16 protein-coding genes are annotated in these 22,252 nt (G+C 62.2%); 10 read left to right on the top strand and 6 right to left on the bottom strand.

The annotated features are described in order from the left end of the window. Positions 1–140 precede the first annotated feature (140 nt). Positions 141–995: a MurR/RpiR family transcriptional regulator gene (locus AADW22_RS05800; RefSeq protein ID WP_407474441.1), complete on the bottom strand. Its 855-nt coding sequence runs from the start codon at positions 993–995 to the stop codon at positions 141–143. A 174-nt stretch (positions 996–1,169) separates the two neighbouring features. Between AADW22_RS05800 and AADW22_RS05795 the strand changes: the two genes are divergently transcribed. After that, positions 1,170–2,498 (top strand): aspartate aminotransferase family protein, encoded by a 1,329-nt coding sequence (locus tag AADW22_RS05795; RefSeq protein ID WP_407474440.1) that lies wholly within the window; start codon positions 1,170–1,172, stop codon positions 2,496–2,498. Beyond that, complete coding sequence (locus AADW22_RS05790; protein ID WP_407474439.1) at positions 2,495–3,274, top strand: 3-keto-5-aminohexanoate cleavage protein; 780 nt, start codon at positions 2,495–2,497, stop codon at positions 3,272–3,274. The genes AADW22_RS05795 and AADW22_RS05790 overlap by 4 nt, the downstream gene beginning before the upstream one ends. Before the next feature lie 185 nt (positions 3,275–3,459). Here AADW22_RS05790 and AADW22_RS05785 read toward each other — a convergent pair whose 3' ends face one another. Beyond that, positions 3,460–5,742, bottom strand: coding sequence for an adenosylcobalamin-dependent ribonucleoside-diphosphate reductase (locus AADW22_RS05785; RefSeq protein ID WP_407474438.1), 2,283 nt, complete (start codon positions 5,740–5,742; stop codon positions 3,460–3,462). A 123-nt stretch (positions 5,743–5,865) separates the two neighbouring features. Here AADW22_RS05785 and AADW22_RS05780 point away from each other — a divergent pair, with 123 nt between their 5' ends. Further along, positions 5,866–6,297: a DUF1489 family protein gene (locus tag AADW22_RS05780; RefSeq protein ID WP_005852088.1), complete on the top strand. Its 432-nt coding sequence runs from the start codon at positions 5,866–5,868 to the stop codon at positions 6,295–6,297. 135 nt (positions 6,298–6,432) lie between these two features. Here AADW22_RS05780 and hisG read toward each other — a convergent pair whose 3' ends face one another. From hisG to hisS, 3 genes are read right to left on the bottom strand one after another with little or no spacing between them, the layout of a single operon-like run. Continuing rightward, positions 6,433–7,122 (bottom strand): ATP phosphoribosyltransferase, encoded by a 690-nt coding sequence (gene hisG / locus AADW22_RS05775; protein WP_064217327.1) that lies wholly within the window; start codon positions 7,120–7,122, stop codon positions 6,433–6,435. Next, positions 7,119–8,198, bottom strand: a complete 1,080-nt coding sequence (locus tag AADW22_RS05770; RefSeq protein WP_180828887.1) for an ATP phosphoribosyltransferase regulatory subunit — start codon at positions 8,196–8,198, stop codon at positions 7,119–7,121. Before AADW22_RS05770 ends, hisG begins: the two co-directional genes overlap by 4 nt. Continuing rightward, positions 8,198–9,706: a histidine--tRNA ligase gene (gene hisS / locus AADW22_RS05765; RefSeq protein ID WP_180828885.1), complete on the bottom strand. Its 1,509-nt coding sequence runs from the start codon at positions 9,704–9,706 to the stop codon at positions 8,198–8,200. The genes AADW22_RS05770 and hisS overlap by 1 nt, the downstream gene beginning before the upstream one ends. 158 nt (positions 9,707–9,864) lie before the next feature. Between hisS and AADW22_RS05760 the strand changes: the two genes are divergently transcribed. After that, positions 9,865–10,059 (top strand): SlyX family protein, encoded by a 195-nt coding sequence (locus AADW22_RS05760; RefSeq protein ID WP_037943646.1) that lies wholly within the window; start codon positions 9,865–9,867, stop codon positions 10,057–10,059. A 45-nt stretch (positions 10,060–10,104) separates the two neighbouring features. Here the strand turns inward: AADW22_RS05760 and dnaE are convergent, their stop codons facing one another. Continuing rightward, a complete protein-coding gene (gene dnaE / locus AADW22_RS05755; protein WP_407474437.1) occupies positions 10,105–13,638 on the bottom strand; it encodes a DNA polymerase III subunit alpha in 3,534 nt (1,177 codons plus the stop codon). Between the two features lie 224 nt (positions 13,639–13,862). On the opposite strand from dnaE, the gene xdhA reads away from it, so the two are divergent. The 6 genes from xdhA to AADW22_RS05725 all read left to right on the top strand — a co-directional run bounded on the left by xdhA (position 13,863) and on the right by AADW22_RS05725 (position 22,251). Continuing rightward, a complete protein-coding gene (xdhA, locus tag AADW22_RS05750; RefSeq protein WP_407474436.1) occupies positions 13,863–15,281 on the top strand; it encodes a xanthine dehydrogenase small subunit in 1,419 nt (472 codons plus the stop codon). Continuing rightward, positions 15,278–17,683 carry a xanthine dehydrogenase molybdopterin binding subunit gene (gene xdhB / locus AADW22_RS05745; protein ID WP_407474435.1) on the top strand — a complete coding sequence of 802 codons (2,406 nt, stop codon included), beginning with the start codon at positions 15,278–15,280 and terminating at the stop codon, positions 17,681–17,683. Before xdhA ends, xdhB begins: the two co-directional genes overlap by 4 nt. Next, complete coding sequence (gene xdhC / locus AADW22_RS05740) at positions 17,673–18,644, top strand: xanthine dehydrogenase accessory protein XdhC (protein WP_407474434.1); 972 nt, start codon at positions 17,673–17,675, stop codon at positions 18,642–18,644. The genes xdhB and xdhC overlap by 11 nt, the downstream gene beginning before the upstream one ends. Then, entirely contained in the window at positions 18,641–20,161 is a 1,521-nt protein-coding gene (locus tag AADW22_RS05735) for an ABC transporter ATP-binding protein (protein WP_009826324.1), read from the top strand. Before xdhC ends, AADW22_RS05735 begins: the two co-directional genes overlap by 4 nt. 87 nt (positions 20,162–20,248) lie before the next feature. Then, positions 20,249–21,331: an ABC transporter permease gene (locus AADW22_RS05730; protein ID WP_009826323.1), complete on the top strand. Its 1,083-nt coding sequence runs from the start codon at positions 20,249–20,251 to the stop codon at positions 21,329–21,331. Beyond that, positions 21,331–22,251 carry an ABC transporter permease gene (locus AADW22_RS05725; RefSeq protein WP_074635361.1) on the top strand — a complete coding sequence of 307 codons (921 nt, stop codon included), beginning with the start codon at positions 21,331–21,333 and terminating at the stop codon, positions 22,249–22,251. Before AADW22_RS05730 ends, AADW22_RS05725 begins: the two co-directional genes overlap by 1 nt. The last annotated feature ends 1 nt before the right edge of the window (position 22,252 follow it).

Genomic DNA, 22,252 nt, shown 5'->3' with positions numbered 1-22,252 from the left:
TGTCGCGGACTGGCACAACGCCTATCCTATGCGTTCATCGTCGCGCTGGACGAAAGCGACCTGCGGTCCACGGGGTTGATCACCGGTGGCTCTGCCGTGGCATTGGGCCTGCCGGATGATTTTCATCCGCGCAAGACACCTCACACGTCGTAGCCGCCATACTGCCGGATACGGCCCTCAAAATTCGATACCCGCTCTGCCGTGTCATCTGAACGCGCGGCCATTCCGACCAGCAGCATCTCTACCGCTAGAAACGCCGAATTGAGCGACGGCAGGAAATGAGGTCCGGCCATGGGCAGCGGTACCACTTTCCAAGCGCCAACCGCGATCGGGGAGGCATGACTGTCCGTCAGCGCCAGAACCCGCGCGCCGCGGGACTGGGCGATCTGGCAGGCCTGAACCACCTCTGCCGCGTAATGTTCATAGGTGATCCCGACGATAATATCCTCGGACGTGGCCTGAGACAGTACATCGACAATGCCCCCCGGCAGGGTCGGCACGTCTACGAAATTCGGAAACGCCATGCCGCCCACATACGAGAAATAATGCGCGATCGCATAGCAACTGCGCACGCCGACCACATAGACTTTGCGCGCCCCGAGCAACGGGTCGATGCACGCATTCAACGTGTCCAGAATATCTGCCGAGAAAAGCATCGCCGTGTTTTCACCATGCGCCTCCATGAGCGCGGCAAACGCGCTGTCGCGATGTTCATGCCTTAATGTCTGGGCACGCGCGCCGTAGTTTGGCGCAGGTGTCTGGATCGTTGCCTGCACATCCGTGCGGAAGGCGTCAAAGCTGGTATAGCCAAGCTCCTTCGCCATACGGGTCACGGTATTTGGATTGACCCCTGCCTGCTTGGCCAGCCCGCGAATCGAGCTAAAGGCCACGACCGAAAGGTTATCCAGAAGCCACCGCGCAAAGGACCGAAGCGCGGGCGTTCCTTGCGCACTTACCTGTGACAAGCGGTCTTTCAGCGTTTCATCGTTGCTCATCAAACCCTTACCTTCTGTTTATGCGTGCCGGCGTTCACGCCGCTGTCACATCCAATGCACAGCAAAAATACATTTGCTTAATATATAGCAATAAAATAATACAAACGCATCACCGCGCAGACAAGTGCTGATGTCACGTCACCCAAAGCGCGTCTTCAAGCAAGGACTACAGTCATGAAAAGTCATATCTTCGGCAGATCCACCAAAGGCGCGCTGCCGGTCGCCACCAAGGGGGACGGCTGCTATCTGATCGATGCGGACGGACGTAGATATCTTGATGGTTCGGGCGGCGCTGCTGTTTCCTGCCTGGGGCACTCAAATCAGGCTGTCCGCGCCGCCCTGCATGCCCAGATTGACCAGCTTGCCTTCGCGCACACCGGCTTCTTCACCTCTGATCCGGCAGAGCGTTTGGCCGATCGCTTGGTCGAGAACGCGCCTGCGGGCATTGATCGGGTGTATCTCGTCTCTGGGGGCTCCGAAGCGGTCGAGGCATCGATCAAGCTCGCGCGGCAGTATTTTCTGGAAATCGGGCAGCCCAAGCGCCACCGCGTCATTGCCCGGCGCCAAAGCTATCACGGGAATACATTGGGCGCTTTGGCAGCTGGGGGGAATGCGTGGCGTCGTACCCAGTTCGCGCCCCTGCTTGCCGACACCACCCATATCAGCCCCTGCTATGAGTACCGCGACCGGCAGGACGGCGAAACGCAAGAGGCCTACGGCCTGCGCGTGGCGAATGAGCTGGAAACCGAAATCCTGCGGCTTGGCCCTGATACGGTGATGGCCTTCCTCGCGGAGCCTGTGGTGGGTGCGACCTCTGGCGCGGTTCCTGCCGTGCCGGGATATCTCAAGCGCATCCGCGAGATTTGCGACCAATATGGCGTGCTGCTGATCCTGGACGAGGTGATGTGTGGCATGGGCCGTACCGGCAACCTGTTCGCCTGCACCGAGGACGGCGTCGCCCCGGACATGATCACCATCGCCAAAGGACTTGGGGCGGGCTATCAACCGATCGGCGCGCTGCTGACCTCAGCTGCCATTTATGATGCGATTGCAGCGGGCACCGGTTTCTTCCAGCATGGCCACACCTATATGGGCCACGCCATGGCGGCCACGGCGGCCAATGCCGTGCTTAGCGAAATCCTTGACCGCGACCTGCTGTCCCATGTCACCACCCAGGGCGACAAGCTGGACGCAGCACTAAAGGCGCAGTTCGGCGATCATGACAACATTGGCGATATTCGCGGGCGCGGGTTGTTCCGCGGGATCGAACTGGTTGCCGACCGCAGCACCAAAGCACCATTCGATCCGTCCCGTGGCCTCGCCGCGCGGATCAAGAAGGAGGCCTTTGCCGCCGGCCTGATCTGCTATCCGATGTCTGGCACAATCGATGGCCAATATGGCGACCACGTGCTGCTCGCGCCGCCGTTTGTCATCGAGGACGCACAGATTGATGAGCTGGTGGGCAAGCTATCAACGGCCATCGACAAGGCGCTTGCCGCATGACCGCATTGCCCAGATTTATGGTCGCGCCGAATGGGGCGCGGCTGACCAAGGCGGATCACCCTGCCCTCCCCGTCACCATAGAAGAGACGGTCGCCTGCGCGCTGGCCTGCCATGCTGCGGGTGCCGATGGCCTTCATGCGCATGTGCGCGATACCGAGCAACGGCATGTTCTGGACGTCGGGCTTTATGCCGAGCTTCTGAGCGAGCTCGGCCAGCGCGCCCCTGACCTCTATGTTCAGATCACCAGCGAGGCCGCGGGCCGCTTTACCCCCGCAGAACAACGCCATCTGGTCGAAACCCTGAAACCGCGCGCCGTGTCGGTCGCGCTGCGCGAGATCACGGCCGATCAAGAGAATGCCGCCACCCGACGGTTCTTTGCCATGTGCGCCGAAGCGATGATCGACGTTCAACACATCCTCTATGACACCGCGGATATCGCCCATCTTGCCCGGCTTGTCGCACAAGGCGATGTCCCCCGCGACAGGCTGAAGACCCTGATCGTTCTGGGGCGTTATACCAACGGCCAGACCAGCACACCCACGGAAGTCGCAGCACTGGCACAAAGGCTAAAATCGGCCTTGCCGGACGCAGACTGGGCCGCCTGCGCCTTCGGCCCCCAAGAAACCGCCTGCCTGATCGAGACCATGCGCCACGGCGGCAAGACCCGGATCGGGTTCGAGAACAACCGCTTGAACACAGACGGACAGGTCGCGGCAAACAATGCCGAGAGGGTCACGGAACTGGTGACACAGGCAAAGCGCGCTGGATTTGCGTGACCGTTATCGTGAAACGCAAGTGAAGCGGGTTCGGTGAGGGTGTTGATCGCTGACTCGAAGCAACATCACACACAGTCGTGCAGCCTTAAGTGTGCATTCATCTGCAGATCTTGGGGATCCGAAAATTGGACGCAGTGGTTTGAGGAATACGGGTGAGGTTTTGAAACCTCACCCCACAACTCCAATCAGCCACACTTACTATGGCCGCAGCTGCCGCAGGTCATGCAGCCTTCGACCATGCGCAGATCGTATTGGCCGCAGCTGCTGCAGGCTTTGCCGCGGGGGGCGTCCAGGCCGACGACCTTGGCTTGCGGGTCGGATTTCAGCCCCTGCCCTTCGCCCGCGATAAAACCGGTGGCGATCAGGTGTTGTTCGATCACGCCCCCGATGGCGGCCAGCATCGACGGGATGTATTTGCCGCGCATCCAGGCGCCGCCGCGCGGGTCAAAGACGGCCTTCAGCTCTTCGACGACAAAGGACACATCGCCCCCGCGACGGAACACGGCAGAGATCATGCGGGTAAGCGCGACCGTCCAGGCAAAATGCTCCATGTTCTTGGAGTTAATAAAGACCTCGAACGGACGCCGATGCCCGCCGATCACCACATCGTTAATGGTGATATACAGCGCATGCTCGCTGTCGGGCCATTTGATCTTGTAGGTGGAGCCCTCAAGCTCTTCCGGGCGGTCCAGCGGATCGGACATATAAACGACCTCGCCGCCTTCCTCTGCGGTGGCTTGGGCTGCAACCTCGCCCGGGGCTGTATCGGCACTTTCCGATACCGACAGAACCGATCCGGTCACGTCATTCGGACGATAGGTCGTGCAGCCTTTGCAGCCTTGATCCCAAGCGGCCATATAAACATCCTTGAACGCGTCAAAGCTGATGTCTTCGGGGCAGTTGATGGTTTTCGAGATGCTGCTATCGACCCATTTCTGTGCCGCGGCCTGCATCTTGACGTGATCCAGAGGGGCCAGCGTCTGTGCATTAACGAAATAGTCGGGCAAAGGCGCGTCGCCCTTCAGATCGCGCCACATCTGTACGGCGTAATCGACGACTTCTTCCTCGGTACGGCTGCCATCCTTTTGCAGAACCTTGCGGGTGTAGGCATAGGCAAAGACCGGCTCGATCCCCGAGCTGACGTTGCCTGCATAAAGGCTGATGGTGCCTGTGGGCGCGATCGAGGTCAAAAGCGCGTTGCGGATGCCGTTTTCGGCAATGGCGTCGCGCACGTCATCATCCATCTGCTGCATGGTGCCGGAAGCCAGATAGGCGTCTGCCTCGAACAGCGGGAAGGCCCCCTTTTCCTTCGCCAGATCGACGGAGGCCAGATAGGCCGCCCGCGCAATCGCCTGGAGCCATGCCTCGGTCTGCTCTGCCGCCGCGTCCGAGCCATAGCGCAGCCCGACCATCAACAAGGCATCCGCCAGACCGGTGACACCCAGACCGATGCGGCGCTTGGCTTTCGCCTCTGCCTGCTGTTCGTCAAGCGGGAATTTCGACACGTCAACGACGTTGTCCATCATGCGTACAGCGGTCGCGACCAGCTTGTTCAGCGCCTCGACATCCAGCTGAGGGTTGTCGCCAAACGGGTCGGATACCATCCGCGCCATATTGATCGACCCCAGCAAACAGGCACCATAGGGCGGCAGCGGCTGTTCCCCACAGGGGTTTGTGGCGGCGATGGTTTCGCAATAGCTCAGGTTGTTGGCCTCGTTGATGCGATCGATAAAGATCACACCGGGCTCGGCGAACTCGTACGTGGCTTTCATGATCCGGTTCCACAGATCACGGGCCTGAACGGTGCGGTAGACCTTGCCGTTGAACTGTAGATCCCAGCTGGCATCGGCCTTGACCGCATCCATGAAAGGGTCTGTGATCAACACGGACATGTTGAACATCCGCAGCCGCGCGGGGTCGGATTTCGCGGCGATGAAGTCTTCGACATCAGGGTGGTCACAGCGCATTGTGGCCATCATCGCGCCACGGCGCGACCCGGCGGACATGATCGTCCGACACATCGCATCCCAGACATCCATAAAGCTCAACGGGCCGGAGGCGTCAGCAGAGACCCCCAGCACATCCGCGCCACGGGGCCGGATGGTGGAAAAGTCATAGCCGATCCCGCCCCCCTGCTGCATGGTCACAGCGGCTTCTTTGAGCATGTCGAAGATGCCGGCCATGCTGTCAGGCACGGTGCCCATGACGAAACAGTTGAACAATGTCACACGGCGCGCAGTACCTGCCCCGGCAGTGATGCGGCCCGCGGGGAGGAATTTGAAATCCTCCAGCGCTTCGTAAAATGCCTCTTCCCATTTTTCCGGTGCTTTTTCGACCTGTGCCAGATCACGGGCGATTCGCCGCCAGCTGTCTTCTACCGTCACATCGCGCGGCGTGCCGTCGGCATCTTTAAAACGGTATTTCATGTCCCAAATCTGTTCGGCAATGGGGGCGGCAAATCGTGACATATTCGATTCCTTGAGGGCTGTTTGGGAAGGTGTTCACCATACCCCAAATCAAAGCGCAAGCACAACAGGTTGAAGAAAGTGTGTATTAGAATACATGATGCTGTAGCAGCGACGGAGGATTCTGTGAAAAATCATATACATCTCATCAAGTTGTCCGTCGGCACGGAAACCGTCGATGACCTGGCCGCATGGCAGGAAAAAAAACGCGTGCAAACCGAGGACGGTTTTCCCCGTCACGTGACGCGCATGTGGCCCAAACGCGAACCCGAGATTCTGAACGGCGGGTCGATCTTCTGGGTTATCAAAGGTGTGATCCAGTGTCGTCAGAAAATCCTGCGTCTGGACGAGACATCGGGCGCGGACGGTGTGCGCCGCTGCGCGATCGTGCTGGACCCCAAGATCATCCGCGTGCAAGGCAGCCTCAAACGCCCGTTTCAGGGGTGGCGCTACCTTGCGCCGCAGGATGCTCCTGCCGATCTGCCCGAAGGCCGCGACCACGAAGAGCCCCTGCCCATAGAGTTGAACCGCGCGCTGGCCGAGATCGGCGTGCTCTAGCAGCAGCCCCTGCGCGCGCATCCCCCGCGGGATTTGAGTTTACTTGGCAAAATGAAGCAGGACCGCGCGTGCCTCTTCATTTTGCCCTTAAACTCCCGCCGGAGGCGCATCCGCAGGATGCCGCGCGCATGCGCGTCAGGACAGCCGCGCCAGCAGGGCCGTCATCGTCGCGCGATCCGCATCATCCATCTCTGCCATCCGGCTGCGCCAAAGCGTCGCCTGTGACCGCAGGATCAGCCCGTCGGACAGGATCTTGAGGTGGTTGGCGCGCAATGTCTCCCCGCTCGAGGTGATGTCGGCGATGGCCTCTGCGGTTTCATTCTTGATCGTGCCTTCGGTCGCCCCCTGGCTGTCGACCAGCGCATAATCCGCGACACCGGTGCTGCGCAGGAATTCCCGCACCAGCCGGTGGTATTTCGTCGCGATGCGCAGGCGGAACCCGTGCTTGTCGCGGAAGGCCGAGGCGGCGGCATCCAGATCATCGAGCGTATCAACATCGATCCAGGCCTGAGGCACAGCAATGATCAGATCGGCATGCCCGAAGGCGAGCTCTTCTACCGGGGCGACAAGCTGATCCCACAGCGCCAGTTTCTCTTGCACCAGATCGGTGCCGGTGACGCCCAGATGGATACGGCCAGCGGCCAACTCGCGGGGGATTTCGCCCGCAGAGAGCAGGATCAACGACACGCCGTCGATGCCTTCGACGGCCCCCGCGTATTCACGTTCAGAGCCCGTGCGCTGCAAGGTGATCCCGCGCGCGGCAAACCATTCAAAGGTTTTCTCCATCAGACGCCCTTTGGAGGGCACACCGAGTTTGATCGTCATTGGCCTGCCTCCAGTTCCAGCATCAGCCCGGGGCGCATGACGCCCCCCACCGCGGGAATTTCCCCGCCCTGCCCTAGCCGCCGTGTCAGCGCGTCATAGCGTCCGCCTGTGGCGATGGTGGGCAGGTCGGGCCGTGTCGCCGCGCGGAAGCCGAAGACGAACCCGTCATAATATTCCATCGACACGCGGCCAAAGCTGGCTTCGAACATCAGGTTACCGGTATCGACACCGCGGGCGGCAAGCGCCTTTTCCCGCGCCGCGACACGGTCCACCGCATCAGAGATCGCGGGCATATCGACGGCAAGGTCATGCAACTGGCTGATCGCATTGGGCATGGTTTCACGCACATCCAGCAGCGCCAGCAGCAAGGACACCTGCGTCCGCGACAGGGCCGGTTCGGTGGCGTCGGCGCGCAAGGCGGCGATGCGTGTTTCAATCTCGTCCAGACTGCGCAGGCCGATCAGTGGTGCGGTGATCGCACCGTCACTGGCCAAGAGCGCCGCGCGCGTCGCGGGCATCGGCGTTTTGCCAGCATAGCGGTCAAGCAGCGCACGGAACCGGCGGGGCCGCCAGATGTGCCGCATCAATGCCGCCTTGCGCGATGCCGATGTATCCAGCCCCGCAACCGCAGCCATCAAGATACCGATATCCCCCGTCACGGCAGTGACCGGAAGCCCCTCCAACGCGCCCTGGATCAGGGCAAAGACTTCGGCATCGGCTGCCGCGGGATCGCCACGGTCAAAGACTTCGTAGCCCGCCTGAATATATTCATTGGCGCGGTTGGGATCACGTTCCTGACGGCGGAACACTTCGCCCGCGTAGGTGTAGCGTGCCGGGTCCGCCCCATGGGCCATATGCATCTGCACCACGGGCAAGGTATAATCGGGGCGCAGCATCTGTTCGCCCCGCATCGCATCCGAGGTGACATAGGCGCGCGCGCGGATGTCTTCGCCATAAAGGTCCAGCAGGGTCTCGGCGGGTTGCAGGATCGGGGGTTCCACCACCGCGGCCCCCTGTGCCTCGAACAAGGCGCGCAGGCTTGCGGCTTTGGCGAGGATGTCGGATCGTGTAGCCATCAGCGGTTCAGCTCCAGTATCTCGCGCACTTTAGAGACAAGATCCCCACGCGCCACTTCATATTGGCTGGGGCGGTCTTTCCATTCCTCCAGCGTGGCGCTTTCAGCGATTTTCGCGCCCAAGATCAGGTCCTTGATCTGGATCATACCCTTGTCGAATTCATCCCCGCCCGCGATCACCGCCACCGGGCTGGCGCGGCGGTCTGCATATTTCAGCTGGTTGCCAAAGTTCTTTGGGTTGCCGAGATAAACCTCGGCCCGGATGCCTGCCTGACGCAGTTCAGCGACCATCGCCTGATAGTCGGACATGCGCGCCTTATCCATCACGGTCACCACCACGGGCCCTTCGGCCTGCGCCGACATCCGGCCCTTGGCCTGCAGTGCGGCAAGCAGCCGGTCGACGCCGATAGAGACGCCCGTTGCAGGGACTTCCTGACCGGTGAAGCGCTTGACCAGATCGTCGTAGCGCCCACCCCCTGCGACAGAGCCAAAGTTGCGGGGCCGGCCTTTTTCGTCCTGGATTTCGAAGGTCAGTTCCGCCTCGAACACCGGACCGGTGTAATAGCCAAGACCGCGCACGACAGAGGGGTCGATCTCCACGCGGTCAGCGCCGTAGCCACCGGCCGCCATCAGATCGGCGATGGTTTCCAGCTCGTCCACGCCCTGCGCGCCGGTCTCGGAACCCGCGACCAGTTCACGCAGCCGCGCGACGGTTTCCGCACCGCTGTCGCGTTTGGCTTGCATAAAGCCCATGACCACATCGGCCTGAGCATCGCTCAGCCCTGCCCCATCGGTAAAGTCGCCGCTGTCATCCTTGCGGCCCGCGCCCAGCAATGCGCGTACGCCGTCCAGTCCCAGCCGGTCGAGCTTGTCAATCGCACGCAGCACGATGCCGCGCTCGTGGGCGAAATTGTCGGGGTTGGCAGGGTCGAGTACGCCTGCGACCTCCATCACACCGTTAAGCACCTTGCGGTTGTTTACCCGCACGATGTAGTCCCCGCGGTCAATCCCGACTTCTTCCAGACAATCGGCCAGCATCGCGCAGATCTCTGCATCCGCCGCGACCGACGGTGCGCCGACCGTATCGGCATCGCATTGATAGAACTGGCGGAAACGCCCTGGCCCCGGCTTTTCGTTGCGCCAGACCGGCCCCATCGCATAGCGCCGATAGGGCGTGGGCAGATCGTTGCGGTGTTGAGCATAGACGCGAGCCAGCGGTGCTGTCAGGTCATAGCGCAGGGCCAGCCAGTCGCCGGGCTTGTCCGCCTCTGCATCCTCTTGCCACGCGAAGACGCCCTCATTGGGGCGATCAACATCGGGAAGGAACTTGCCCAAAGCCTGCACCGTCTCGACCCCGGAGCTTTCCAGCGCGTCAAAGCCATAGCGATGATAGACCTGCGCAATCTTATGCAGCATCTCGGCACGCTGTGTTACTTCTGCACCGAAATAGTCACGAAACCCCTTTGGCGTTTCGGCCTTGGGGCGGGGGGTCTTTTTTGGCTTGGCCATTGGATCACATCCTGTGGGCTGAATATCGCGCTTCGCGTCTAGCCCAACCCCCCGCCAAGGGCAAGCGACGCGGCCCCGCTGCGGCACGCATCCCCCCTTATCGAACGCCATACAACCTGTTAGGAGGACGGCAAACGCGCAAGCTGCAAGGTGCCCATATGGATAAGCTCGAAGAACAAATGGCCCATCTGATCCGTACGGTGGATGACCTGTCCGATGTCGTCGCCCGTCAGGAGACAGAGATCGCGACCCTGACACGGCGGGTTCATATGCTGATGCAGCGCGAGGGCGAACGCGAGGCAGCGGGCTCCGACGGGGTTGTCATCGGCAACGAACGCCCGCCGCACTATTGATCGGATGCCTCATCCAGGAAGCTGCCGCCGCCCCATTGGGCCGCGTCAGATTTCCTCTACCTCCATCACGCCGGTCAGGGACCGGATCGCGCCCTTGATCTTGGGGGTGACAGGGTATTCGGCGCAAAGATCGACCTCCACCTCGCCGGGCAGGGTCGGGTCCATCAGGCACAGTTGCACCGGCCCCTTGCCCGCGCTGCGCGCCGCGGATCGGGCACCGGCCAACACATCGGCGACCGCCTGAATAGCGCCCGCGTCATCCACAAAGATCCGCAGCCCCATATTGCCCGCATCCTCGACCACCGTGTCGATCGGCACCACCGACCGGCCCAGCAGTTTCAACTGGTCGCTTTCCATCGTCGCCTCGACCATGACCACGACCTTAGATCCTGTTTCAAGGTGGTCGCGCGCCAGTTCCAGCGTATCCGAGAACAGCGTCACCTCGTAAGCGCCCGTCGGGTCCGACAGTTGTGCAAAAGCAAAGCGGTTGCCGCGCGCTGATTTACGTTCCTGCCGTCCGGCGACGATCCCTGCCAGACGGGCGTTCATCGCCCCTTTGACCGAGACTTTCTCGGTCAGCTCGTCCAGCGTCAGGAACGGCACACCGCCCGTAGCGGATTTGCGTTTCATCGGCCCCATGTAATCGTCCAGCGGGTGGCCCGACAGATAGAAGCCTACGGCCTTGAACTCTTCGGTCAGGCGCTCGGCGGCCTCCCAATCGTCGCAAGGCACGATGCGCGGCTCTGGCAAGTCATCCCCCGCCTCGCCAAACAGCGACACCTGATTAGAGGCTTTCTGCTCGTGGATTGCGGCGGAATAGCTGACCAACCCGTCCAGCGACTGCCAGACGCGGCGGCGGTTGTTGTCCAGCTGGTCGAACGCACCGGAGCGGGCCAGCATTTCCAGCGGACGTTTCCCCACCCGTTTCAGATCAACCCGCCGCGCCAGATCAAAGAGCGTGGCAAAGGGCTTGTCCACACCGTCAACTTTGCGGCCTTCGGTGATCAGCTTCATTGCCTCCACCCCGACGTTTTTCAGCGCGCCCAAAGCATAGACCAACGCGCCCTCGACCACCTTGAACGTCGCATCACTGCGGTTCACGCAAGGTGGCACCCACGGCAGTTCCAGCCGTTTGCGGACCTCTTCGAAATAGACCGCCAGCTTGTCGGTCAGATGGATATCACAGTTCATCACGCCGGCCATGAACTCGACCGGATGGTTCGCCTTGAGCCATGCGGTCTGATAGCTGACCACCGCATAGGCGGCGGCGTGGGATTTGTTGAAACCGTAGTTGGCGAATTTTTCCAGAAGGTCGAAAACCTCAGACGCCTTTTTCTTATCGACCCCGTTGGCCATCGCACCCTTTTCGAACTTGGGGCGTTCCTTGGCCATTTCCTCGGCGATCTTCTTACCCATCGCACGGCGCAGCAGGTCAGCGCCGCCAAGGCTGTAGCCCGCCATGACCTGCGCGATCTGCATAACCTGTTCCTGGTAAACAATAATCCCCTGTGTTTCCTCCAGGATGTGGTCAATCGAGGGATGCACGGATTCCCGTTCGCGCTGGCCGTTCTTGACCTCGCAATAGACCGGAATATTCTCCATCGGGCCGGGCCGGTACAGCGCGACCAAGGCGACGATGTCTTCGATACAGGTCGGCTTCATCCGTTTGAGCGCATCCATCATGCCGCTGGATTCCACCTGGAACACCGCCACCGTCTTGGCACTGGCATAAAGCTTGTAAGAGGCCTCGTCGTCCAGCGGGATGGTGGCGATATCGTCGATCAGCCCCTCGGGCGGCTCGAACAGCTCTGTCCCGTCGGCGTCCACATGCAGGTGACGGCCCGAGGATTTGATCTGATCTACCGCGTTCTGGATGACGGTCAGGGTCTTGAGGCCCAGAAAGTCGAACTTGACCAGACCAGCCTGTTCGACCCATTTCATGTTGAACTGCGTCGCGGGCATATCGGACCGAGGGTCTTGATAAAGCGGCACCAGCGCGTCCAGCGGCCGGTCCCCGATCACAACCCCCGCCGCGTGGGTCGATGCGTTGCGCAACAGCCCCTCGACCTGCTGGCCATAGTTCAACAGCCGCGCGACAACTTCCTCGTTCTTGGCCTCCTCGCGCAGGCGTGGTTCATCCGCCAGTGCCTTTTCGATGCTGACAGGTTTCACGCCCTCGACAGGGATCATCTTGGATAGACGATCCACCTGTCCGTAGGGCATCTGCAACACCCGCCCGATGTCACGCACCGCCGCCTTGGACAAAAGCGCCCCGAAGGTGATGATCTGCCCCACCTTGTCGCGCCCATATTTGCGCTGCACATACTGGATCACCTCTTCCCGGCGATCCATGCAAAAGTCGATGTCAAAGTCGGGCATCGATACCCGTTCGGGGTTCAGGAACCGTTCAAACAGCAGTTGATAGCGTAGCGGGTCCAGATCGGTAATCGTCAGCGCATAGGCCACCAGACTACCCGCGCCCGAGCCCCGTCCCGGCCCGACGGGAATATTATTGTCTTTCGCCCATTTGATAAAATCGGCAACGATCAGAAAATAGCCGGGGAACCCCATGCCCTCGATGATGCCCAGCTCGAAATCCAGCCGCTTTTCATATTCTTCGACGGTGGTGGCATGGGGGATCACCTTGAGCCGGTTTTTGAGCCCCTCATGCGCCTGCCGCTTGAGCTCTTCGATCTCGTCATCCGCAAACTTCGGCAGGATCGGATCACGGCGATAGGCCATAAACGCACAGCGCTTGGCGATCTCGACCGTGTTCTCGATGGCTTCGGGCAGATCGGCAAACAGCGTCACCATCTCAGCCTGCGATTTGAAGTAATGCTGCGCGGTCAGCCGGCGGCGTTCGTGCTGCTGATCGACATAGGCCCCATCCGCGATACAGATCAGCGCGTCATGGGCCTCGTACATATCGGCCTTGGGGAAATAGACGTCATTCGTCGCGACCAAAGGGATGCCCATGTCATAGGCCATCTCGACAAAGCCCCGTTCGGTCAGCTGTTCGGCTACGGGCTGGCCATCCTCGCCGGGGTGGCGCTGCAACTCGACGTAAAGCCGGTCGGCAAAGGCCCCGTGCAGCCGTGCCATCAATGCCTCTGCCGCGGGGCGTTGACCGCCCTGCAACAGCTGCCCCACGGGGCCGCCTGCCCCGCCTGTCAGACAGATCAGCCCACCGTTCAGCGCCTCCAGCTCCTCCAAGGTGACCTGCGGCAACGCCCCGCCCTTGTCGATATAAAGGCAGGAGTTCAGCTTCATCAGGTTTTCATACCCGGCCTCGGATTGGGCCAGCAAAACCACAGGGGCCGGATCGCGCGGCTTTTCCCCCGGTTGCACCTTCACATAGGCCAGATCCACCTGACAGCCGATGATCGGTTGCACACCGGCCCCCGCCATGGCGACCGAGAATTCCAACGCGGCGAACATGTTGTTGGTATCCGTCAGGGCCAGCGCCGGCATATCGGCCCCCTTGCACAGATCAGGCAGCTTTTTCAGCCGCAACGCCCCTTCCAACAACGAATACTCGGAGTGCGTGCGCAGGTGAATGAATCGGGGTGCTTGTGCCATGGGGTCAACTTACCCAAGCCCACCCGCAGTCACCAGTCCCACCGGCACCCCGCGCCTGTTTTTCCAGCAACACGACACGCCCTAGAGCGCAGGACGCCACGAAATCTCTTGCCAAGCCCCCTTGCCCCCGCCTAGCCTCGTTCAACATTTGCCCGCGCCGCGTTCTACGTCGCATCGAACGCCGCGCAGATCACGGGCTGAGGTACCGCGGCGGAACGAACCCTATGGACATCACTTTTCTCCTCAACGGGGAAGTCGTGTCACTGACCGGCGTCTCCCCCACCATGACGCTACTGGACTGGCTACGCGAAACCCGACACCTGACCGGCACCAAGGAAGGCTGCAATGAAGGCGATTGTGGCGCCTGTTCCGTCATGATCAGCGACGACCAGGGCCACCGCGCCCTGAACGGCTGCATCCTGTTCCTGCCCCAGATCAACGGCAAATCCGTCACCACCGTCGAAGGGCTATCGGCGTCTGACGGCAGCCTGCACCCCGTGCAGCAGACCATGATCGACCACCACGGCAGCCAATGCGGCTTTTGCACGCCGGGCTTTGCCGTCACCATGGCCACCGACCATCTCAACGGGGCCGCGGATCACGACACGCAGCTCGCCGGCAACCTGTGCCGCTGCACCGGCTACGCGCCCATCATCCGCGCCGCCAAAGCCGCCGAGGCCGCCCCCGTGCCCGCCCACCTGCGCAACCTCAAACTTCCAGATGGCCCTAAATCCTCGGGGGGGCCGGCGCAGCCGGACGGGGGCGGACAGCCCCCTGCGACCTCGCGCCCCACGACCACGGATGAACTGGCCCGCTGGTACGCCGATCACCCCGACGCGACCCTGATTGCGGGGGCAACGGATGTCGGCCTCTGGGTCACCAAACAATTCCGCGACCTGGGGCCGGTCGTGTTTCTCAACCAGATCCCCGACCTGCGCGGCATCACCGATGGCGGGGATCACTGGCGCATCGGCGCAGCCACCACCCTTGCCACGTTCACCGCGCATTTTGCCCCGCTCTACCCCAGCTTGGGCGCGATGCTGCGGCGGTATGGCTCTGCGCAGGTGCGCAATGCGGCCACCATCGGGGGTAACATCGCCAATGGCTCGCCCATTGGGGACGGCCCTCCGGCGCTGATCGCGATGGGGGCAACATTGCACCTGCGTCACGGCGACACCCGCCGGAGCCTGCCGCTTGAAGACTTCTTTATCGACTACGGCAAACAGGACCGCGCCCCCGGAGAATTTGTCGAAGCGATCACCGTCCCGAAACTCCCCTCCGGCAAGGATGACAGCCTGCGCTGCTACAAGATCAGCAAACGTTTCGATCAGGACATCTCGGCGCTGTGCGGCTGTATCAATATCACCCGCGCCGGCGATGTGATCACAGACGCACGCATCGCCTTTGGCGGCATGGCAGGCACGCCGAAACGGGCAAGCCAGACCGAAGCACTGTTGATCAATCAACCCTTTGACGAGGCCACGATCCGCCGCGCGATGGATGCCTTGGCGCTGGATTATCAGCCAATGACCGACATGCGCGCCTCGGCGCAGTATCGCCTGCTGACCGCCCAGAATCTGCTGCTGCGCTATCTGCATGACGTGAACGGCCTGCCCACGAACCTGCACGAGGTGACAGCATGAGCGTTGCCAAACCCCTCCCCCATGATGCAGCCAAGCTCCATGTCACGGGGGCTGCGCGTTACGTTGACGACATCCCGACACCGGCCACAACGCTGCACATCGCCTTTGGACTGAGCACGGTGGCCGCGGGCACGCTCAACGGCATGGACCTGCGCGATGTCGCTGCTGCCCCCGGGGTGGTGGCGGTGCTGACGGCGGCAGATCTGCCGTTTGACAATGACGTATCGCCGTCAAACCATGACGAACCCCTGCTGGCCACCGACGCGGTACATTATGCGGGCCAGCCCGTGTTCATGGTCATCGCTACAACCCACCTTGCCGCTCGCCACGCCGCGCGGCTTGGGGCGGTGGATATCACCCCGACCACCCCGATCCTGACCATCGAAGAGGCGCTGGCCGCCGATACTCGGTTCGAAGACGGCCCCCGCATCTACCAAAAAGGCGATGCCACAGCCGCGCTGACCACCGCCCCCCAAACTCTGAGCGGGACGATCAATATCGGCGGGCAAGAGCATTTCTACCTCGAAGGTCAGGCCGCCCTCGCCCTGCCGCAAGATAATGGCGACATGGTCGTCCATTCCTCGACCCAGCACCCGACCGAGATCCAGCATAAGGTGGCAGAGGCGCTTGGCACGCCGATGCACGCCGTGCGGGTAGAGACGCGGCGCATGGGCGGTGGCTTTGGTGGTAAGGAAAGTCAGGGCAATGCGCTCGCCGTGGCCTGTGCCGTCGCCGCCGCCCGCACGGGACGCCCCTGCAAAATGCGATATGACCGTGATGACGATATGATCGTCACAGGCAAACGCCATGATTTCCGCATCGACTATACCGTAGGGTTTGACGCCACTGGCCGCATCTCGGCGCTGGATTTCACCCATTATACCCGCTGTGGCTGGGCGATGGACCTGTCCCTGCCCGTGGCCGACCGTGCGATGCTGCATGCGGATAATGCCTATCACCTCGATAACATCCGCATCACCTCGCACCGCTTGCGCACCAACACGCAAAGCGCCACCGCGTTTCGCGGGTTTGGCGGGCCACAGGGGATCGTGGGCATCGAACGGGTTATGGACCATATCGCGCAGTCACTCGGGTTTGATCCGCTGGCGGTGCGGCGCGCCAATTTCTACGCCGATGTGATGCAGCCTGACGCTACCGGACAGGCCCATGACCACCGCGCCCTGCCCCATGATGCCGAGGCTGATCTTGCCTCTCGCGGGGCACCGCCCGCACCACAGGAAAGCACGCCACCCCAGCCCACGGGTCTGCAAACCACCCCCTACCACCAACCGGTGCAGGACTGTATCATCAACGCGCTGACCGACCGGCTGGCCAAGACATCAGACTACGCCGCCCGCCGCGCCGCCATTGCCGACTGGAACGCGACACAGCCGGTTCTGAAACGCGGCATCGCGCTGACGCCGGTCAAGTTCGGCATCTCTTTCACCCTCACCCACCTTAATCAGGCGGGGGCGTTGGTGCATGTCTATCAGGACGGGTCGATCCACCTGAACCACGGCGGCACTGAAATGGGTCAGGGCCTGTTCCAGAAGGTCGCGCAGGTTGCCGCCAGTCGCTTTGGCGTTGACCTCTCGGTCGTCAAGATCACCGCGACGGATACCGGCAAGGTGCCCAATACCTCGGCCACGGCGGCGTCTTCGGGGACGGACCTGAACGGCATGGCGGTCCAAGCGGCCTGCGACACGATCCGCGACCGCATCGCCGACCATCTGGCCGAGCGTTATCAGACCACCGCAGACCAGATACGCTTTGCCGATGGTCAGGTTCATATCGGGGAAGAGGTGATCAGCTTTGCCCAAGCCGCCGCCTCCGCCTATGAAAACCGTGTGTCGCTGTCGTCCACCGGTTACTACAAGACACCCGAAATCGAATGGGACCGCATCAAGGGCCGCGGCCGCCCGTTCTTCTACTTTGCCTATGGCGCAGCCGTCACCGAAGTGGTGATCGACACGCTGACGGGCGAAAACCGCATTTTGCGCGCGGACATCTTGCACGATGCGGGCGCATCGCTGAACCCCGCGCTGGACATCGGCCAGATCGAAGGCGGCTATGTGCAGGGCGCGGGCTGGCTCACGACCGAGGAACTCGTCTGGGATGCCAAAGGCACGCTGAAAACCCATGCGCCGTCGACCTACAAGATCCCTGCCATCTCGGATCGGCCCGATGTGTTCAACCTGGCGCTTTGGGACGAACCCAACCCCGCGCAGACGATCTACCGGTCAAAAGCGGTGGGGGAGCCGCCGCTGATGCTGGGCATCTCGGCCTTCATGGCGCTGTCGGATGCGGTGAGCGCCTGTGGCGACGGGTTTGGCGACCTGCAAACACCCGCCACGGCCGAAGCAGTGCTGACCGCCATCGGGAAGGCCCGCAATGCCCTTTGACCGCGCAGCCCTGGCGCAGGCCGTTGCCGCGCATGGCACGGTGGCGCGCATCGTTCTGGTGCAGGTCAAAGGCTCTGCCCCGCGTCCGGCGGGAACGTCGATGCTGGTCTGGGCGGGCGGTACATCCGGTACAATCGGCGGCGGCCAGCTTGAGCTGCAATCGATGCGCGACGCCGCCGCTATGCTCGCAGGTGGCCCGCGCAGCAAGCTGACCCGCGCCGCCCTTGGCCCCGCGATGAACCAATGCTGCGGCGGGGCGGTGACAGTGGTGACAGAGCGTTTCGACGCCGCCACAGTCGAAGCCCTGCCCGACACCTACCCCGACATCTACCTGCGCGCTGTTGATCCGGCGGCCCCGCCCCTTGCAGACAGTTTTCGCGCCAAGATCGACCGTGCCAGTGGCAGCGCGACACCGCTCGCCATTACCCTGCACGGTGGCTGGTTGGCAGAGCCGCTGTGGCAGCCCTCGCGGCAAGTGGTCATTCACGGCGCGGGCCATGTCGGCAGCGCGCTGGCGCGTATTCTTGCCCCGCTGCCGCAGTTTCGCGTCATACTCGCCGACCCGCGCCCCGGGTATCTGGACGATCGGCCGAAGGGAGTCAGCGGCGTCGATGGCCCTTGGGGTGCCGCGCTGCACAGCGCTGAATATGACGCTGCGCATTTCATCATGACACCGGCCCATGACGACGATCTGGAGCTCTGCCACCGCTTGCTGCAACGCGATTTCGCCTTTGGCGGGTTGATCGGGTCAGACACGAAATGGGCGCGGTTTCGCAGCCGTCTGGCGGCCCTTGGCCATGCCCCCGAACAGATCGCCCGCATCACCTGCCCCATCGGCGCGCGGCAATTTGGCAAGCATCCTCAAGCGATTGCGCTTGGGGTGGCCACGCAACTCTTGCAATTTGAACCCGCCCGCACGAATAAACAGGTTCGTTTGACACAAAAGGAACGCTGCGCATGACCGACACGCCCCTTCTGGCGCTTTCCGGGCTGACCAAAGCCTACCCCGGTGTTGTCGCCAATGATGACGTGTCATTGCGGATCGCGCCGGGCGAGGTCCACGCGTTGCTGGGGGAAAACGGCGCGGGCAAGTCGACGCTGGTCAAGATGATCTATGGGCTGGTCAAACCCGATAGCGGCACGATGCAGATGCACGGAGCCAGTTTCGCCCCGCACGAGCCCCGCGCCGCACGCGCCGCCGGTGTGGGCATGGTGTTCCAGCATTTCTCGCTGTTTGACGCGCTGAGCGTGGCCGAAAACATCGCACTGGGGATGGAGAACGCGCCCAAGCTGCGCACCCTCAGCAAGCAGATCCGCGATGTGTCCGAGGCCTACGGCCTGCCGCTTGCCCCCGACCGCATCGTCGGCGACCTTTCTGCCGGTGAACGCCAGCGGGTCGAGATCATCCGCTGCCTGCTGCAAGACCCCAAACTGTTGATCATGGATGAACCCACCAGCGTTCTGACCCCGCAAGAGGTTGAAATCCTGTTCAAAACCCTGCGCAAGCTCAGCGCCGAGGGCACCGCGATCCTCTATATCTCGCACAAGCTCGAAGAGATCCGCAGCCTGTGTGACAGCGCCACGATCCTGCGTTTGGGTAAAGTGGTAGGCCATTGCACCCCGTCAGAGACGACGGCACGGGATATGGCGGAAATGATGGTGGGCAGCACGCTCAAGACGCCGACCCGCGCAGGCAAGACCCCCGGCGCGGTCAAGCTGGACCTGAGGGGGCTGTCCGCGCCCTCGCCCAGTTCCTTCGGGATGCCGCTGCGTGACATCACGGTACAAGTCCGCGCGGGCGAAATTCTGGGCATCGGTGGCGTGGCGGGCAACGGGCAGGATGAATTGCTGTCGGCCCTGTCGGGCGAGCTGCCGACCGCCGCTGGCATGATCGGGTTCGAGGGTCAGGACGTGGGCCAGCTTGGCCCCACCGCGCGCCGCCGTCTGGGTATCCTGACCGCGCCCGAGGAACGGCTTGGCCATGCCGCCGCCCCTGATATGTCCCTGACCGAGAATGCGATGCTGACCGGTGCCGTGCGCGAAAAACTGGAGCGGCGCGGCATGTTGAACTGGCCCGCCGCCAAACGGTTTGCCGAACGTATCATCGCGGATTTCGACGTGCGCACCCCCGGCCCCGGCAATGCCGCGCGCTCGCTGTCGGGCGGGAACCTGCAAAAATTCGTCATCGGCCGCGAGGTGTTGCAAAATCCGCAGGTGTTGGTGGTCAATCAGCCTACTTGGGGGGTCGATGCCTCTGCCGCCGCGGCGATCCGGCAGGCGCTGCTGGATCTGGCCGAAAATGGCACAGCGGTGATCGTGATCAGTCAGGATCTGGACGAGCTGATGGAAATCTCGGACCGCTTCGCCGCGCTGAACGAGGGCCGCCTGTCGGAGCCGCGCGCCGCGGCAGGGCTGACGGTGGACGAGATCGGCTTGATGATGGGCGGGGCCCACGGGATGGAGGTGGCGCATGTTTGACGCGTCGCTTGCGGGGGTTTCACACCCCCACACCCCCGTGGAGTTTTCCTTGCAAAATGAAGCAGATGACAAGAACTGGGGCGCGGCATGATGCGGCTTGAGAAACGGCCGCAGGCCAGCCGGGCGTTTTCCTATGCAACGCCGGTTCTGGCAGTGATTGCCACGATGGTTTTTGGCGGCGCGCTGTTCGCAGTGCTTGGCAAAGACCCTGTGGCGTCGATCATGACGATTTTCTGGGAGCCGCTGTTCGGCGATTTCGCCTTTTACTATCGCCCGCAACTGCTGGTGAAAGGCGCACCCCTGGTCTTGATCGCCATTGGCCTGTCGCTGGGGTTCAAGGCGGGGATCTGGAACATCGGGGCCGAGGGCCAGTACATCATGGGGGCCATTTGCGGTGCCGGAGCAGGTCTGGCCTTCTACCCCGCAGAGAGTGTTTTTATCTTTCCGGTGATGGTGCTTGCAGGCGCGCTTGGCGGATGGGTCTGGGCCATGATCCCTGCCGTGCTCAAGGTCAAATTCGGGACGAACGAGATTCTCGTGTCGTTGATGCTGGTCTATGTTGCGGAACAATTCCTCGCCTCTGTCAGCCTTGGTTTGCTGAAAAACCCCGAAGGCTTCGGCTTTCCGGGCAGCCGCAACCTGCAGCAATATGCCTCGGCCCATAATGGCGAGTTGATCGCGGGATCGGGGATGCATTGGGGGGTGGTTGCCGCGCTGATCGCGGTGATCTTTGCATATGTCTTATTGGCGCGGCACCGGTTGGGCTTTGCCATCCGCGTGACCGGGGAGGCACCGCGGGCGGCGCGGTTTTCCGGCGTGAACCCGACACGGCTGGTGTTGTTCTGCATGGGCATGTCGGGTTTGCTGGCCGGTCTGGCAGGGATGTTCGAGGTCGCGGGTCCTGCGGGGCAGATCACCATCGATTTCAACGTGGGCTACGGGTTCACCGCGATCATCGTCGCCTTTCTGGGGCGGTTGCACCCGGTGGGTATCCTGCTGGCCGGTGGGCTGATGGCGCTGACCTATATCGGGGGCGACATCGCGCAAAGCCAGTTGGGACTGCCTGCCGCCGCCATTCAGGTGTTTCAGGGGATGTTGCTGTTCTTCCTGCTCGCCTTTGATCTTTTCACCCATTACCGGCTGCGCCTTGGCCGGACGGAGGTCGCGTAATGGATCTGTCTGCAATCAATCCGGTGCTCTTTGTCGCGGGCTTTCTGGTGGCGGCGACGCCACTGATCTTTGCCGCTTTGGGCGAGTTGGTGGTCGAGAAATCCGGCGTGCTGAACCTTGGGGTCGAAGGGATGATGATCATCGGCGCGATCTGCGGCTTTGCCACTGCCGTTGAAACCGGATCGCCCCTGTTGGGCTTTGCCGCCGCGGCCGTGGGGGGCGCGTTGCTGAGCCTGCTGTTCGCCTTCCTGACGCAGATCACATTGGCCAACCAGGTCGCATCGGGCTTGGCCCTGACGCTGTTCGGGCTGGGGTTTTCGGCGTTGCTGGGGCAAAGCTATGTCGGGATCAAACCACCGCGCCTGCCGGATGTGAACTTTGGCCCGCTGCATGACATCCCCGTCATCGGGCCGATCTTCTTTTCCCATGACATTATTCTGTACTTGGGCTTTGCGCTGGTCGTCGCCGTTTGGGCAGTGCTGAAATTCACCCGCATGGGGCTGATCCTGCGCGCTGTCGGCGAAAGCCACGAGGCGGCCCACGCCCTTGGCTACAAGGTGGTGCGCATCCGCACGCTGGCGATCATGTTCGGCGGGGCCTGTGCCGGTCTGGGCGGGGCCTACATCAGCCTGATCCGTGTGCCCCAATGGACAGAAGGCATGACCGCAGGTGTGGGCTGGATCGCCCTTGCGCTGGTGGTTTTTGCCAGCTGGAAGCCCTGGCGGCTGTTGCTGGGTGCCTATCTTTTTGGCGGTATCACGCAGCTTCAGCTGAATCTGCAAGGCGCGGGCGTTGCCATTCCGGTCGAGTATCTGGCAATGTCGCCCTACATCATCACCATCCTTGTGCTGGTGATCCTTTCCGCGGATAAAAGCGCTGCTCCGGCATCGCTGGGCCGCACTTTCCACGCCTCTCACTAGG

The organism is Sulfitobacter sp. PM12, assembly GCF_045586035.1.
GTDB lineage: Bacteria > Pseudomonadota > Alphaproteobacteria > Rhodobacterales > Rhodobacteraceae > Sulfitobacter > Sulfitobacter pontiacus.
This window is presented reverse-complemented; position numbering and strand designations above follow the sequence as displayed.

Excerpts from the sequence above, each read along its gene's own strand:
- AADW22_RS05800 (WP_407474441.1), bottom strand. The coding sequence starts at position 995 with ATGAGCAACGATGAAACGCTGAAAGACCGCTTGTCACAGGTAAGTGCG.
- AADW22_RS05795 (WP_407474440.1), top strand. The coding sequence starts at position 1,170 with ATGAAAAGTCATATCTTCGGCAGATCCACCAAAGGCGCGCTGCCGGTC.
- AADW22_RS05790 (WP_407474439.1), top strand. The coding sequence starts at position 2,495 with ATGACCGCATTGCCCAGATTTATGGTCGCGCCGAATGGGGCGCGGCTG.
- AADW22_RS05785 (WP_407474438.1), bottom strand. The coding sequence starts at position 5,742 with ATGTCACGATTTGCCGCCCCCATTGCCGAACAGATTTGGGACATGAAA.
- hisG (WP_064217327.1), bottom strand. The coding sequence starts at position 7,122 with ATGACGATCAAACTCGGTGTGCCCTCCAAAGGGCGTCTGATGGAGAAA.
- AADW22_RS05770 (WP_180828887.1), bottom strand. The coding sequence starts at position 8,198 with ATGGCTACACGATCCGACATCCTCGCCAAAGCCGCAAGCCTGCGCGCC.
- hisS (WP_180828885.1), bottom strand. The coding sequence starts at position 9,706 with ATGGCCAAGCCAAAAAAGACCCCCCGCCCCAAGGCCGAAACGCCAAAG.
- AADW22_RS05760 (WP_037943646.1), top strand. The coding sequence starts at position 9,865 with ATGGATAAGCTCGAAGAACAAATGGCCCATCTGATCCGTACGGTGGAT.
- dnaE (WP_407474437.1), bottom strand. The coding sequence starts at position 13,638 with ATGGCACAAGCACCCCGATTCATTCACCTGCGCACGCACTCCGAGTAT.
- xdhA (WP_407474436.1), top strand. The coding sequence starts at position 13,863 with ATGGACATCACTTTTCTCCTCAACGGGGAAGTCGTGTCACTGACCGGC.
- xdhB (WP_407474435.1), top strand. The coding sequence starts at position 15,278 with ATGAGCGTTGCCAAACCCCTCCCCCATGATGCAGCCAAGCTCCATGTC.
- xdhC (WP_407474434.1), top strand. The coding sequence starts at position 17,673 with ATGCCCTTTGACCGCGCAGCCCTGGCGCAGGCCGTTGCCGCGCATGGC.
- AADW22_RS05735 (WP_009826324.1), top strand. The coding sequence starts at position 18,641 with ATGACCGACACGCCCCTTCTGGCGCTTTCCGGGCTGACCAAAGCCTAC.
- AADW22_RS05730 (WP_009826323.1), top strand. The coding sequence starts at position 20,249 with ATGATGCGGCTTGAGAAACGGCCGCAGGCCAGCCGGGCGTTTTCCTAT.
- AADW22_RS05725 (WP_074635361.1), top strand. The coding sequence starts at position 21,331 with ATGGATCTGTCTGCAATCAATCCGGTGCTCTTTGTCGCGGGCTTTCTG.